We start from the raw sequence: 14,054 nt of genomic DNA, 5'->3' as shown, positions 1-14,054 counted from the left end.
GCTGAACCGACAGAGTTGACGCGCGATTTTTCTCTCCGTTCAGACCTCTCCGCGTTCAGGCAAGCCCGTAGAAGGCACGCGCCGCGCCTTGCATCAGCCGCGTGCGATCGAGCCCGCCGGCCAGCCGTATCGCAGCGTCGTACCAGTCGCGGTAGCGTTCGCCCGCCATGCCGATGACGGGCCAGTCGCTGCCCCACATCAACCGGTCCCCGAAATAAGCGGCGAGATGCGCGACATAGGGCCGAAGCGCATCGGCCGGCTGGCCGGCTGCCTGCTCGGTGCGCAGGCCAGACAGCTTGCACCACAATCCGCGCGCTGCCAGCGCCGCGATCTCGCCCCGCCAGGGGTCCAGCGTCCCCGTCGCCGCATAAGGCTTGGCGCCGTGATCGATGACGATCGGCAGATCCGGCCAGGCCGCCGCGAAGCGCGCGAGCATGGGCAGATGCCGCGGCTGGACCAGCGCATCGAGCCGCAGTCCGTGGTCGCGCATCGCCGCGATCGCAGGCTCCAGCGCCGGTGCGAGGAGCCAGTCGGTATCCTCTATTCCCTGCAGCATCGGGCGCAGACCGCGAAGCTTGGCGTTCCGCGCCAGGTCGCCGATACGCGCCGCCGCAGCGGGCGCGGCGAGGTCGACCCAGCCGACGACGCCCTGTACCAGCGTGTCGCGCGCCGCCAGGTCGAGCAGCCGATCGGTCTCGCCGTCGTTCGGCTGCGACTGCACCAGCACGACCCCCTCGACGGGAAGGTCGCCGATGACGGCGCGAAGGTCGTCGAGGTCGAAGTCGCGGTGGATCGCGGCTTCCGCGGCGGTCGGCCATTCGTGTCCCGGTGCGCAAAGCGACCAGACATGCACATGTGCGTCGATCATTCGGGCCACTCCCCGACACCGTCCGTCATTGCGACGGGGCGTCGCTGCGCGTCGAGGTACAGCGTCAGCGCACGGGCCGGCATCTCCGCCAGGATCCAGCGCGTCAAGCGCTCGAAATGGGCCGTGAAACGCGCGATCTCCGCATCGGCCATGATCCCCGCCCCCGCGCCGGCACGCCGGCGGAGGTCTTCTTCCTGCTGCATCCGCCAGCGTGGCACCGTCGCCCAATCGGGTGCGGCGAGCAGGGCAAGACGATCGAGCCGACCGAACAGCGACGCATAGTCCCCCTTCAGTGCCGAATTGACATGGACCCGCCACCTCCCGTCAGCGTCTTCCTCCGCCTCCAGTGCGTTCACGGGCACCGCGAGCGCTGCCGCCGGCTGCGCCCGTGCGCCGACGCACCATCCCTCGAACAGCACGAGCTCGCAGTCCGCGCGCGCCTGCGGCCAATCTTCCTCTGGCAGACGGTCGTCACGGGCCTTGTCGAACCGCGGCAATCGTACCGGTTCGCCGGCGCCGAGGCGCGCCAGCACCTCCTGTCCGAGGGCGACGTCATGCGTGCCCGGCACCCCCCGCGTCGCGAACAGCGGATGGATGTCCCGGGCCAGCGCCCGTCGGGCCGCCCGTGACAGATAGAGGTCGTCCAGGGACAGCGTCGCAGAGCGGGGAAACCGCTGCGCCAGGCGGGCGACGAGCGTCGTCTTGCCGCTACCCTGCGCGCCGCACACGCCGACGACGAGCGGGCGTGTGCCGACGCGCGCGGCGAGCGCGGCCGCGATCCGGTCGCCGAGGATGGTTTCAGGCGACACGGTTCGGCGGCGCGCGGCCGGCGAAATAGGCGTCGAGATTGTCCGCGGCCTGCATGCCCATGGCGGTGCGCGTCTCGATCGTCGCGCTGCCGAGGTGCGGCAGCAATACGGCATTCGGCTGATCGAGCAGTCGCGCGTCCAGGCTCGGCTCGCGCTCATAGACGTCGAGCCCGGCACCCCCGATGATCTTTTCCGCCAAAGCCTCCGCCAGCGCGGCCTCGTCGACCACCGTGCCCCGCGCGGTGTTGATCAGCACCGCATGCGGCCGCATCGCGCGCAGCGCGGCCCGGTCGATCAGGTGGCGCGTCGCGTCGCCGCCCGGCACGTGGAGCGACACGACATCGGCAGCGCCGAGGAGCTCGTGCAGCATCGGAACATAGCGCGCGCCCATCGCCGTTTCCGTCGCCGCGTCGGCCCGGCGGCGGCTGTGATAGCAGATGTGCATGCCCATTGCGCTTGCCTGCCGGGCGAGGCTGCGCGCTATCCGGCCGAAGCCGACGAGGCCCAGCGTCTTGCCCGCAAGTCCGGAGCCGATCAGATGCGTCGGCCGCCAGCCGGTCCATGCGCCGGCCCGCAGCTCGCGTTCCCCCTCGCCCGCCCGCCGCATCGCCATCAGCATCAACAACAGCGCGAGTTCCGCGGTACAGTCGGTCAGCGCGTCGGGCGTGTTGGTGACGGGCAGGCCCTGGCGCACGGCGGCGGGGAGATCGAGGTGGTCGGTGCCCGCGCCGTAATTCGCGATGATCCGCGTCCGTCGTCCCGGCACCGCCATCAGGCCGGCGTCGATCCGGTCGGTTATCGTCACGAGCAAGGCGTCCTGCTCGACGAGCGCGCGGGCGAGTTCGTCACGGCCGAGCGCGCGGTCGTCCGGGTTCAATGTCACCCGATATGACGCCGCGAGCCGCCGCTCGACCGCCTCCGGCAGGCGGCGTGTGACGAGCAGGCGCGGCGGCATGCCCATGCGCGGACTCAGCCCCGCGCCTCTGCCGCCACGACGTCCTGACGTTGCGCGCCGAGGCCGCCGATCCCCAGCGTCACGACGTCGCCCGCCTTCAGATACCGCGGCTCGGGCTTTTGCCCCATGCCGACGCCCGGCGGCGTCCCCGTCGTGATGATGTCGCCCGGCTCCAACTGCATCAAACGCGAGCAATAGCTGACGATCTCCTCGACGCCGAAGATCATCGTCGCGGTCGAGCCGTCCTGCATCCGCTCGCCGTTGACGTCCAGCCACATCGACAGCGCGCGCGGATCGGGGACCTCGTCGCGCGTCACCAGCCACGGGCCGACCGGACCGAAGGTGGGGAAACCCTTGCCCTTGTCCCAGGTCGGTCCCCGTTCGAGCTGCCAGTGACGCTCGGACACATCGTTGACGCAGACGTAGCCCGCGACATGCTCGATCGCGTCGGCTTGCGCGATGTCGTGCCCGCCGCGGCCGATGACGATGCCCAATTCGACCTCCCAGTCGGTCTTGGTCGATCCGCGCGGTATGACGACGGGGTCGTTCGGTCCCTGCAGGCAGCTGACCCATTTGTTGAAGACGACCGGCTCGTCGGGGATCGGCAGGTTCGATTCGGCGGCGTGGTCGGCGTAATTGAGGCCGATCGCGATGAACTTGCGCGTCCCTGCGACCGGCACGCCGTAGCGCGGCGTGCCGTCGACCAGCGGCAGGTTCTCCGGGTCGAGCGCGGCCACCGCCGCCAGCCGCACGGGATCGGCGAGCAGCGCGCCGTCGATCGACGCGACGTGACCCGACAGATCGCGCACGCGCCCTTCGGCGTCGACCAGGCCGGGCTGTTCGGCGCCGGCGGCGCCATAGCGACACAATTTCATCGATCCGTCACTCCCTGATCTTGCTGTTCGTCGAGCGCGAAGAGCCGCGTCATCGGCACCCATTTCTGATCCGGCGGCGCGAAGGCCAGCCGTTTCTGGAACCCGTCCATCGCCGCTTCCCAGCGCGCGTCGGCGGCCGCCAGGCGCGCGGGCTTCGGCCGCGGCCAGTCGTCCGCGACCTCCGCCACCATCACCATGCGATCGCCGGCACGCCAGATTTCCATCGCCTCGAACCCGGTCGCGCGGATGCCTTCGACCACCTCCGGCCACACCGCCCCCGCGGCGTGCGCGGATTCATAGGCGGCGATCAGCGCGGCATCGTCGACCAGATCGAGCGCGAAGCAGACGCGGCGCCCCATCGGCTCAGGCCGCCAGGCACGAGGGCCCGGCCGGGCCCGTCGCCTTGTAGGTCAGAACGAACTCGCGATGGCCCAGCGCCTCGGACTTGGTCTCGGCGCCGCCCGCGACGGCTTCGATCAGCGACACGATCTCCGCACCGACCGCATCCAGCGTCGCGGCACCGTCGAGGATCCGCCCGGCGTCGACATCCATATCCTCGTGCATGCGCGCATAGGTCTCCGGATTGGCGCATATCTTGATCACCGGCGCGATCGCCGACCCGACGACCGACCCCCGCCCCGTCGTGAACAGCGTGACATGCGCGCCGCACGCCATGAGCTCGCCGATCTCCGCATTGTCGACGATGTTGGGGAACCCGAACTTGGGGTCACCCGGCGGGACCACGTCGAGCAGGTAGAGGCCGGCGCCCGGCGGCTGCTGCGCCGGCACGATGACGCCGTTGATCGGGCGCGCGCCCGACTTGGCATAGGCGCCGGCCGACTTCTCCTCCTGGCTGGAAAGGCCGCCCTCGGCATTGCCCGGTGCGAAGCTGCCGTATCCCATCGCGCGATAGTAACGCTCCGCCTGCTCCACGGATGCGACGATCGCGGCGCCGACCTCCGCGCTCGCCGCGCGCGAGCGCATGTGCCCTTCGCAGCCGATCAGCTCGCTCGTCTCCTCGAAGATGCAGGTTGCGCCCGCATCGACCAGCGCGTCGAACGCACGTCCGACCGCAGGGTTCGCGGTGATGCCGCTCGTCCCGTCCGAGCCGCCGCAGATCGTGCCGACCACCAGCTCCTCCACGCCCATCGGCACGCGCACCGCCTGCGCATCCGCGGCTGCGCGCACCCGTTCGACCGCCGCCTGCCCCGCGGCGATGCCCGCCCGCGTGCCGCCGGCGCGCTGGATCACGACCGTGTCGTGCGGCCGCCCCGCCGCGGACAGGGTCTCGGCCAGCGCCTCGCGGTTGAAGCTTTCGCAGCCCAGCGACACCAGCACGATGCCGCCGACATTGGGATGCGTGGTCAACGCCTTCATCATGCCCAGCGCATAATCGTTGGGATAGCAGCCGGGAAAACCGATCAGCTGGACGCGCGGATCGTTCGCCCCCTCGACGATCCGCCGCGCGACATGGTGCGCGCATTCGACGAGGTAAACGACCAGGATCACGTCGCGGATGCCCTTGCGGCCGTCGCGCCGCTGCCACCCCAGCCAGCTCATGCATGATCTCCGTGCGCATCGCGCAGATGCGCGGGAATGTAGTCGCTTTTCATATTGTGCACATGCACCCAGCCGCCCCGCCTGACTCCGCAGGTCACCGACCCGATCGGCATGCCGTACTTGAGCACCTTGTCCCCGGTTTCGAGCGGCACCAGCGCCAGCTTGTGGCCCAGCGCCACATCGTCCTCGGCGATCAGGGCGATCCCGTCGACCGCGATTCGTTCGCCCTTCGTCACGGGGCGCCGACAGACGGCGACATTGTCCTCCGGCGAAAGACGGATCGCCGCATCTATGCTCATGATCTGGTCTCCGGAACCGGCGCGTCGACGCGGATCAGGCCCGCCTCGCGCAGATCGCCCCACAAGGCCGGGGGAATGGCGTGGCGGTACAGCGCCAGCGTCTCTGCGGCGCGCGCGGCACTGTCGATGCCAGGGATGACGCTGGCCACCTGCGGATGGGCGAGCACGAAGGCGAGCGCGGCGGCAGCCAATGGCACGCCATGGCGCCCGCACACCGCCTCGATCGCCGCGACGCGGTGCACCACGTCCCGAGGCGCCTCGCCATAATCGAAGTGCAAAGGGCCGCCGCCGCGCGTGCCCGTCGCCAGGATACCGCTGTTATAGGGACCACCGATGACGATCGACGTCCCCGATGCCGCGCACGCCGGCATCAGGTCATCGAGCGGCGCCTGTTCCAGCAGCGTATAGCGCCCCGCCAGCAGGATCACGTCAAGCCGCGTCTCGCGCATCGCGTCGAGGCACGCGGCGACCTCGTTCACGCCGATGCCGAAGCCCGCGATCGCGCCCTCGTCCCGCAGGCGCTCCAGCGCCCGAAAGCCGCCGCCGGTGGTCAGCTGGCGCCAGTAGGCCTCGCTGGCGTCCCCGTGCGCATAGCCTCCGATGTCATGGACGTAGAGTAGGTCGACGCGCGCCAGCCCCAGCCGCTGCAGACTGTCCGCATGACTGCGCAGGATGCCGTCGTGGCTATAGTCGTAGCGCGCCGCAAACGGCATGGCCGATCGAAAGCCGTCGCGCATCCGATCGTCGACCACAGTCGCATCCGGCGCCAGCAACCGACCGACCTTGGTCGACAGCACCACGCCATCGACCTGGCGCAACACATCCCCGACCCGCCGTTCGCTCAGCCCGCGTCCGTAATGCGGCGCCGTATCGACGTGGCGGATGCCGGTATCGAGCGCGGCTTGCAGCGTCGCCTGCGCGTCGGCGTCGGACATCGCACGGTAGAGGTTGCCGAGGGACGCCCCGCCGAAGCCGAGCTCGGTGACCGACAAGCCGGTCCGCCCGATCGGCCGGCGCGCGATCGGTCCGCTCTCCTGCCCCGCCGTCGCGACCTGCATGCCGCTCATTCGCCTCTCACCTGTAAACGCTTATTTCATTAGAAGAACGCCCCTATGCGGTCAATCGGGGGCATCGCGCTGCGCCATTGTCTTCGCGCCGACGGCTGCCTAGCATCGCGCCATGGCTCGGCGCCCCTCTCCCTCCTCGCAACATCCGCCATCGGTGCCGCAGGACGGCGACGGCGATACGCCGCGCTATCGCGCGCCGGCGCTGGAGAAGGGGCTCGACATCCTCGAACTGCTCGCCCGCGAAAGCCGCCCGCTCACCGCGGTCGCGATCGGCGAAAGGCTTGGTCGGTCCACCAGCGAATTGTTTCGCATGATCCAGGTGCTCGAATATCGCGGCTTCATCCGGCAGGCGCGCGAGGGCGGCGGCTATGTTCCCACCGAGCGACTGTTCGCGCTCGGCATGGAGCAGCCCCCCGTCAAGTCGCTGCTCGAAACCGCCTTGCCGGTCATGCGCGACCTGTCGCGGCGTATCGGCCAATCCTGCCATCTGACGATGCGATCGGGCGGGGATATCGTCGTCGTCGCGCGCATCGAATCGTCGGAACAGATCGGTTTCTCCGTCCGGATCGGCCATCGTCGGCCGATGCTCGAGTCCAATTCGGCGGTCGTCCACTTCGCCTTCCTCGACGATTTCGACCGGCAACACTGGCTTGCACAGGCGGAGGCGAGCGAGGGCGCGCGGTTGCAGGAATTCCGCGCACGCGCCGAACGGGTCCGCCTCCGCGGCTTCGAGAAAGCGAAGAGCAGCTTCACCCCCGGCATCACGGACCTTGCCGCACCGATTCTGCGCGGCACGTCGGCGGCGGCCGTGCTGACCGTGCCCTTCGTGCAGACGTACGGGGAGCAGATGCCGATCGACACGGTGGTGCGCCACCTGCGCGCCGCGACCGCCGAGATATCGGCCGCGCTGCTGCTCGCCGATCACCGCGTCTGAGCGGGATCAGGCCATCGTCCATCCCCCGTCGATCGCGTGCAGCTGACCGGTCGTATAGGCGCTTTCGTCGGATGCCAGATACAGCGCAAGCAGCGCGACTTCCCTGGCGTCGCCGAGCCGGCCCATCGGCTGGCGGGCGACGAAGGCGGCCCGTGCCGCAGCCGCATCGCCCGTCGCCGCCAAGCGCTCGTCGAGGCTCGGCGACTGGACTGTTCCCGGGCAGATCGCGTTGCAGCGGATCCCTGCACCCACGTAATCGACGGCCACGGAGCGGGTGATGCCCGCCACCGCCGCCTTGGTCACGCAATAGGCATAGCGATTGGCGACCCCGATCATCGGGCCGGCAACCGACGCCATGTTGACGATCGATCCTCCGCCTTTGGCGATCATCGCGGGCAGGAACGCGCGCAGCATATGGGTGATGGCATGGACGTTGAGGTCGAACGACAGGTCGTAGCCGGCGTCCTCCGTCCGCTCAAGCGTGCCCGCATCGACGTAGCCCGCGCAGTTGAACAGGACATCGACGCCGCCCGTCGCCTCGCCGAACGCCGCAATGGCCGCTCGGTCGGTAAGATCGAGCACATGGGTGGTGCAGCCGACCAGCGTCGCCAGCGCCCCCGCGTTGCGATCGACCGCGATCACCGCCGCCCCTTCCCGCGCGAAAAGTTCCGCCGCGGCCCGGCCGATGCCTTGCGCCGCGCCGGTCACGATCGCCGTCTTGCCGTTCAACCGTCCCATCTCGCCTATCCGTCGCCGTCAGAAACTCCCGCACCTGTAGCGAGCACACGCCGCTCGCGGCAAGGGGAAGTAAATTCATTCGTAAAATCGCGTTTCACATGATGATTGCTTCTGCTACTTCGCCTTGCGACGCCGAATGCGGCGCGCGCCAGCATGCCTTGGGGAGGATCGATGAAAAACCGTGCCGCCGCGACGCCGCTCGCTCCCCTCGTCCTGATCGTCGCGCTGTTCTTCCTGTGGGGAGTCGCGAACAACCTGAACGACGTGCTGATCGCGCACTTCAAACGCCTGTTCACGCTCAGCGACTTCCAGGCAGGACTCGTGCAGTCGGCCTTCTACCTGGGCTATTTCACGCTAGCGATCCCTGCGGCATTGTTCATGCGCCGCTTCGGCTATCGCGCGGCAGTGCTGCTCGGTCTGTGCCTTTACGGCGCCGGCGCCCTGTTGTTCTGGCCAGCGGCGGGGGCGGCGAGCTACCCGGCTTTCCTCGTCGCATTGTTCGTCATCGCCAGCGGGCTGGGTTTCCTCGAAACCTCCGCCAATCCGCTGATCGCACGGCTGGGCGACGAGGAGGGCGCCGCGCGGCGCCTCAATCTCGCGCAGGCGTTCAATCCGCTTGGCTCGATCGCGGGCGTGCTGATCGGCCGGACCTTCATCCTTTCGAACGGTGACGATCATAGCGCGACCGCGGTTCAGATCCCCTATCTGACCATCGGTCTGGGCGTGCTGTTCTGGGCATTGCTCATCCGCCTCACGCCCTTTCCGGCGGTCGCCACCGATCATGACGACGCCGAGGGCCCCGGCGCGGCGGGCGACCTGCTTGCCGTGCTCCGGCGAGGCCGCGTCCAGCTCGGCATCGTCGCGCAATTCTTCTATGTCGGCGCGCAGGTCGGCATCTGGAGCTTCCTGATCCGCTACGCCGAAGTCGCGATGCCCGGCACGTCGCAGCGCGCGGCGTCGGACTATCTGACCGCGTCGCTCGTCGCCTTCATGGTCGGCCGCTTCGGCGGCACCGCGCTGATGGGAAGGATCAGGCCGCTGCCGCTGCTGGCGATCTTCGCCGCCGCAGCCGCGGCATGCTGCCTTGTCGCCACGGCGGTCGGCGGTTTCGCCGGTGTCGTCGCGCTGGTGGCCAGCAGCATCTTCATGTCGATCATGTACCCGACGATTTTCGCCGGGAGCGTTCGCGGTCTGGGCGGGTTGACGAAGTCGGCATCGGCGCTGCTCGTGATGGCGATCATCGGCGGCGCGGTCTTTCCCGCCCTGATGGGGCTTGTCTCGGATGCGAGCGGCACGATCCTCGACGCGATGCTGGTACCCGCCGCCTGCTTCGGCGTCGTCCTGACGTTCGCGCTGACCGCGCGCCGCAGTGCATGACCATCCACGCGTCACCGGATAACAAGACGCCATGACGATCATCGCCTCCACGCTGGACTTCCGCACCGCGGCAAAGCGACGCCTGCCGCGCTTCCTGTTCGATTATGCGGACGGCGGCGCCTATGCCGAGGCGACACTCACGGCCAACGTCTCCGACCTGCAGGCGATCTCCTTGCGCCAGCGCGTGTTGCGCGACGTATCGCAGATCGACGTATCGACCGACCTCTTCGGCCGCCGCCAGCCCTTGCCGATCGCGCTTGGCCCGGTGGGAATCGGTGGCATGTACCGGCGTCGCGGCGAAACCCAGGCGGCGCGCGGCGCGCATGCACGCGGGCTGCCATTCACCCTATCCACGGTGGCCTTGTGCTCGATGAGCGAGGTGCGAGGCGCCAGCGACGGACCGTTGTGGTTCCAGCTCTACGTGCTGCGCGATCGCGGGTTCATGCGCGAATTGCTCGCGCGTGCGAAGGCGCAGGGCGCCGAAACTTTGGTCTTCACGGTCGACATGCCCGTCCCCGGCGCGCGCTATCGCGATGCACATTCCGGCATGTCGGGCCGGCACGCACCTTTGCGCCGCGCGATGCAAGCCATGGGGAAGCCGGCCTGGGCATGGGATGTCGGCCTGCGCGGGCGACCTCACCGGCTCGGCAACCTGGAACCGGTGCTCGGCAATGCCAGCGGCATGAACGACTATATGGGCTGGCTCGGCGCCAACTTCGATCCGTCGATCCGCTGGGCCGATCTCGAATGGATCCGCGCCGCCTGGGATGGCCCGCTCGTCATCAAGGGCGTGCTCGATCCCGATGATGCCCGCGCCGCCGCCGACCTCGGCGCGGACGGCATCGTCGTGTCCAACCACGGCGGACGGCAACTCGACGGCGTGCCGTCCACCGCGCGGGCGCTTCCCGCGATCGCCGCGGCAGTGGGGGACCGGCTGACCGTGCTCGCCGATTCGGGCGTGCGCTCCGGCCTCGACGTGGTGCGCATGCTCGCGCTCGGGGCGAAGGGCGTGCTGCTCGGGCGGGCCTGGCTCTACGCACTGGCGGCGGGTGGCGAAGCCGGCGTCGTGCAGTTGCTCGATCTGATGGAAAAGGAGATGCGCGTCGCCATGGCCCTGACCGGCGTGCGGCGGATCGCGGAGATCGATCGCGACATCCTGGTCGATCCATGATGCCTCGCGGGGCGAGCGAAGGCCCTGCCGCCCGGTTCCGGGCGGCGCCCGACAAGCTCATCTTGTCCGAGCCATAGCGGTGGCCGGTTCCCATTCGCCGGGCAGTTCGGCATGGAGGCTGCCATGACGATCGATTTCGCGATTCTTTACGAGCATCCGCAATGGTTTGTGCCGCTGTTCGCGGCGCTGGACCGGCGCGGCGTCCGCTACCGGGCGCTGACGACCCGCGGCGCTTTCGACCCGGCCGACTCCCAGCCGCCCGCGCCGCTGATCCTCAGCCGGCTCGCCATGTCGGCGTTCCTGCGTGACACCGAGCATCCGATCTTCTGGGCGCAATCCCTGCTGTCGCGCTGGGAACTGTCGGGCGCGCGCGTGCTCAACGGCACGCCGGCATTGGCGGTCGACACGTCGAAGGCGCGCCAGCTCGCGCTGATCGCGTCGCTGGGCCTGGCGATCCCCGCTACGCGCGTTGTGCACAGGGCCGCCGACGTACCCGCCGCCGCAACCGAGATCGGCTTTCCGCTCGTCGTGAAGGCCAATATCGGCGGCGCCGGCGCGGGCATCGTGCGTTTCGACGACGCGGAGGCGCTGCGCGCCGCCGTCGCTGACAATACGCTGCCGACGAGTATCGACGGCGTGCTGCTGGTGCAGGATTACGTTCCGGCGCGCGGTGGCACGATCACGCGCATCGAGACGCTGGATCGCACCTACCTCTATGCGATCGACGTGGCGGGAGCGGGCGCGTTCGACCTGTGTCCCGCCGATGCCTGCCAGGTGCCGGGCAGCGCGATCACCATGACCGCGGCGGAGCCTGCCGCGCCGCTGCGTGCGGCGGCCGAGGCGATCGCCCGCGCCGCGTCGCTCGATCTTGGCGGTGTCGAGGTGATGATCGACGACCGCGACGGCACGCCGCGCTTCTACGACGTCAACGCGCTGTCGAACTTCGTCGCGAAGCCGCTGGACGTGCTCGGCTGGGACCCGCACGACCGGCTGGTCGACCGGATCGTTACCTGGATCGAGGAGGCTCGCTGATGCGCTACGGTTTCTGGATGCCGGTGTTCGGCGGCTGGCTGCGCAACGTCCCCGACGAGGGGATGGAAGCGAGCTGGGCCTATGCCAAGGCGTTGACGCAGGACGCGGAGCGATGGGGATACGACCTGACGCTGATCGCGGAACTCAACCTCAACGACATCAAGGGGATCGACCAACCCGCACTCGATGCCTGGTCGACCGCCGCCGCGCTTGCCGCGGTGACCGAGCGGCTCGAGCTGATGGTCGCGGTACGTCCCAACTTCCATCACCCCGCCCTGTTCGCCAAGGCGGCGGCCAACATAGATCGTATCGCCGGCGGCCGCCTGTCGCTCAACGTCGTGTCGAGCTGGTGGGCGGACGAGGCCCGCCAATACGGGCTGCAGTTCGACCAGCACGACGACCGCTACGCGCGCACCGCCGAATGGCTGGAGGTGGTCGACGGGCTGTGGTCGCAGGAGCGGTTCAGCTATTCCGGCAAATTCTATGCGGCGGATGCGGCGATCTGCGCGCCCAAGCCGGTGCGCCGCCCGATCGTCTATGCCGGCGGCGAGAGTGAGGCGGCCAAGACGATGATCGCCGCGCAATGCGACGCCTATGTCATGCATGGCGATCCCGTGGCGGCGATCGCCCCCAAGATCGCCGACATGGCGGCGCGCCGCCGGGCGGCGGGCGGCGCCCCGATGCGATACGGCATGGCGGCCTATGCGATCGTGCGGGACAGCGAGGCGGAGGCGAAGCGCGAGCTCGAGCGCATCACCAATGTTGCCACCCTGCCCGCCGGCTATGCCAATTTCGACCAGTGGCTGTCGGGCACCCAGCTCGAGCGTGAGCTGAAGATCCAGGAATATTCGGTGTCGAACCGAGGCCTTCGCCCCAATCTGGTCGGCACGCCCGAACAGCTGAAGGAACGTATCGCGGAATATGAGGCGGCCGGCCTCGACCTCCTGCTGCTGCAGATGAGCCCGCAGGCGGAGGAAATGGAGCGCTTCGCCGCGCAGGTGATGGGCACGCATGCCGCGAGGGCCCCGGCAACGGCCTGAGCGCCCGACGGCCGCCCGCGTGGTCCCACGACGGATCACGGCAGCGGGCGGAATGCGGAACGACCGGGACGCCGCCTCGCGGGGGGCGGCCGCATCTGCCGCACGCACGACGCGATCCTCGCGGCGACACGGCTCGTCATCGAAAGGTCTGGCGCACCCGACAGGATTCGAACCTGTGGCCTCTGCCTTCGGAGGGCAGCGCTCTATCCAGCTGAGCTACGGGTGCGTGGGAAGGCTCGCCTAGCAAAGCGCGAACGCGGGCGCCAGCCCTGATTAACGTCGCGGGTCGACCAGCGTCACCGGCTGGAATGCGCCGAGCCCGCAACGCGCGCCCGGCATAACGTCCGGCGACTGCAGCACGGTGATCAGGTCCGCGGCGCACAACTGGCTGAGGCTGGTTGCATAGGCGAAGCGCCGTTCGAACCCCAGGCCCGGGCAAGCGGCAGGCAGGGTGTTGCGGTAGATGCGGGTGCGATTGGCGACGAAATCGATCGTGCGGTCGTCACGGACGCGGGTTTCGCGGATCTGGGCCAGCGGGATGCAGGCGAGCGGCGGACCCGCAGGCGTCGCCACCGGGACGGTGTCGCGCGCCATGGGCGCAGCGGCGGTGGCGGCAAGCGACAGGACGAGCAGGATCCGCATCGGCATCACTCCGGTTCCGCAGCAGCCTTTCGCGCTTTCGTGCCAGGCGGCGGCGTCTTGGGCTTGAACGCGCAGAGGTCGGCGACGATGCAGCGCCAGCACTCGGGCGTCCGTGCCTTGCAGACATAGCGCCCGTGCAGGATCAGCCAATGGTGCGCGTGCAGGCGGAAAGGCTGCGGCGTCGCCTTGTCGAGACGCGTCTCTACGGCGAGCGGCGTCTTGCCCTTGGCCAGCCCCGTCCGATTGCCGACGCGGAAGATATGCGTATCGACCGCGAACGTCTCCGCGCCGAACGCGACGTTCATCACGACATTGGCGGTCTTGCGGCCGACGCCCGGCAACGCCTCAAGCGCGTCGCGATCCGCCGGCACCTCGGAGCCATGCAAGGCGACCAGCGCCTCCGACAGCGCGATGACGTTCTTCGCCTTGGTGTTGAACAGGCCGATCGTCTTGATGTGCTGCTTCAGCCGGTCCTCGCCCAGCGCGACCATCTGTTCCGGCGTCTTCACCGATTCGAACAGGCGGCGCGTCGCCCTGTTGACGCCGGCGTCGGTCGCCTGCGCCGACAGCACGACGGCGACGAGCAACTGAAAGGGATTGCCCGATTCGAGCTCGGTCTCGGGATGCGGGTTGGCTTCGGCGAGCCGGCGGTAGAATTCGAAGACGACGGCTTTCTTCATGACGTCT

16 protein-coding genes and 1 tRNA gene are annotated in these 14,054 nt (G+C 69.1%); 5 read left to right on the top strand and 12 right to left on the bottom strand.

Annotated elements, in window-relative coordinates; genetic code table 11:
- Positions 1-55: 55 nt before the first annotated feature.
- Genes RF701_RS15820 through RF701_RS15785 form a run of 8 tightly spaced genes read right to left on the bottom strand, consistent with a single transcriptional unit; the run spans position 56 to position 6,433 of the window.
- Positions 56-868: an amidohydrolase gene (locus RF701_RS15820; RefSeq protein WP_210356737.1), complete on the bottom strand. Its 813-nt coding sequence runs from the start codon at positions 866-868 to the stop codon at positions 56-58.
- Positions 865-1,677 (bottom strand): kinase, encoded by an 813-nt coding sequence (locus tag RF701_RS15815; protein ID WP_210356738.1) that lies wholly within the window; start codon positions 1,675-1,677, stop codon positions 865-867. Before RF701_RS15815 ends, RF701_RS15820 begins: the two co-directional genes overlap by 4 nt.
- Complete coding sequence (locus RF701_RS15810; protein WP_210356739.1) at positions 1,667-2,638, bottom strand: D-glycerate dehydrogenase; 972 nt, start codon at positions 2,636-2,638, stop codon at positions 1,667-1,669. Before RF701_RS15810 ends, RF701_RS15815 begins: the two co-directional genes overlap by 11 nt.
- Before the next feature lie 8 nt (positions 2,639-2,646).
- A complete protein-coding gene (locus tag RF701_RS15805) occupies positions 2,647-3,507 on the bottom strand; it encodes a fumarylacetoacetate hydrolase family protein (protein ID WP_210356740.1) in 861 nt (286 codons plus the stop codon).
- Positions 3,504-3,866: an L-rhamnose mutarotase gene (locus RF701_RS15800; protein ID WP_203310675.1), complete on the bottom strand. Its 363-nt coding sequence runs from the start codon at positions 3,864-3,866 to the stop codon at positions 3,504-3,506. The genes RF701_RS15805 and RF701_RS15800 overlap by 4 nt, the downstream gene beginning before the upstream one ends.
- A gap of 4 nt (positions 3,867-3,870) precedes the next feature.
- Positions 3,871-5,067 (bottom strand): UxaA family hydrolase, encoded by a 1,197-nt coding sequence (locus tag RF701_RS15795; RefSeq protein WP_308815515.1) that lies wholly within the window; start codon positions 5,065-5,067, stop codon positions 3,871-3,873.
- On the bottom strand, positions 5,064-5,366 hold the full coding sequence (locus RF701_RS15790) for a UxaA family hydrolase (RefSeq protein ID WP_238941049.1): 303 nt from the start codon (positions 5,364-5,366) through the stop codon (positions 5,064-5,066). The genes RF701_RS15795 and RF701_RS15790 overlap by 4 nt, the downstream gene beginning before the upstream one ends.
- On the bottom strand, positions 5,363-6,433 hold the full coding sequence (locus tag RF701_RS15785) for an aldo/keto reductase (protein WP_308815514.1): 1,071 nt from the start codon (positions 6,431-6,433) through the stop codon (positions 5,363-5,365). Before RF701_RS15785 ends, RF701_RS15790 begins: the two co-directional genes overlap by 4 nt.
- Before the next feature lie 112 nt (positions 6,434-6,545).
- Between RF701_RS15785 and RF701_RS15780 the strand changes: the two genes are divergently transcribed.
- Positions 6,546-7,367 (top strand): IclR family transcriptional regulator, encoded by an 822-nt coding sequence (locus RF701_RS15780; protein WP_308815513.1) that lies wholly within the window; start codon positions 6,546-6,548, stop codon positions 7,365-7,367.
- Between the two features lie 6 nt (positions 7,368-7,373).
- Here the strand turns inward: RF701_RS15780 and RF701_RS15775 are convergent, their stop codons facing one another.
- Entirely contained in the window at positions 7,374-8,105 is a 732-nt protein-coding gene (locus tag RF701_RS15775) for an SDR family oxidoreductase (RefSeq protein ID WP_210356742.1), read from the bottom strand.
- Positions 8,106-8,276: 171 nt separating this feature from the next.
- On the opposite strand from RF701_RS15775, the gene RF701_RS15770 reads away from it, so the two are divergent.
- From RF701_RS15770 to RF701_RS15755, 4 genes are all read left to right on the top strand, one after another.
- Positions 8,277-9,482, top strand: a complete 1,206-nt coding sequence (locus RF701_RS15770; protein WP_308815512.1) for a sugar MFS transporter — start codon at positions 8,277-8,279, stop codon at positions 9,480-9,482.
- A 31-nt stretch (positions 9,483-9,513) separates the two neighbouring features.
- Complete coding sequence (gene lldD, locus RF701_RS15765) at positions 9,514-10,653, top strand: FMN-dependent L-lactate dehydrogenase LldD (RefSeq protein ID WP_308815511.1); 1,140 nt, start codon at positions 9,514-9,516, stop codon at positions 10,651-10,653.
- A gap of 123 nt (positions 10,654-10,776) precedes the next feature.
- Positions 10,777-11,685: an alpha-L-glutamate ligase gene (locus RF701_RS15760; RefSeq protein ID WP_308815510.1), complete on the top strand. Its 909-nt coding sequence runs from the start codon at positions 10,777-10,779 to the stop codon at positions 11,683-11,685.
- Positions 11,685-12,725, top strand: coding sequence for an LLM class flavin-dependent oxidoreductase (locus RF701_RS15755; RefSeq protein WP_308815509.1), 1,041 nt, complete (start codon positions 11,685-11,687; stop codon positions 12,723-12,725). The genes RF701_RS15760 and RF701_RS15755 overlap by 1 nt, the downstream gene beginning before the upstream one ends.
- Positions 12,726-12,874: 149 nt before the next feature.
- Here RF701_RS15755 and RF701_RS15750 read toward each other — a convergent pair.
- From RF701_RS15750 to nth, 3 genes are all read right to left on the bottom strand, one after another.
- Positions 12,875-12,951, bottom strand: a tRNA-Arg gene (locus RF701_RS15750).
- A gap of 47 nt (positions 12,952-12,998) precedes the next feature.
- Complete coding sequence (locus tag RF701_RS15745; protein ID WP_374758638.1) at positions 12,999-13,373, bottom strand: hypothetical protein; 375 nt, start codon at positions 13,371-13,373, stop codon at positions 12,999-13,001.
- Positions 13,373-14,047 (bottom strand): endonuclease III, encoded by a 675-nt coding sequence (gene nth, locus RF701_RS15740; RefSeq protein ID WP_210356748.1) that lies wholly within the window; start codon positions 14,045-14,047, stop codon positions 13,373-13,375. Before nth ends, RF701_RS15745 begins: the two co-directional genes overlap by 1 nt.
- Positions 14,048-14,054: the final 7 nt, after the last annotated feature.

The organism is Sphingomonas sp. GV3 (assembly GCF_031082075.1).
Taxonomy (GTDB): domain Bacteria; phylum Pseudomonadota; class Alphaproteobacteria; order Sphingomonadales; family Sphingomonadaceae; genus Sphingomonas; species Sphingomonas beigongshangi.
Note: the sequence above shows the minus strand (reverse complement) of the source record. Positions and strands in the feature narration are given on the sequence as shown.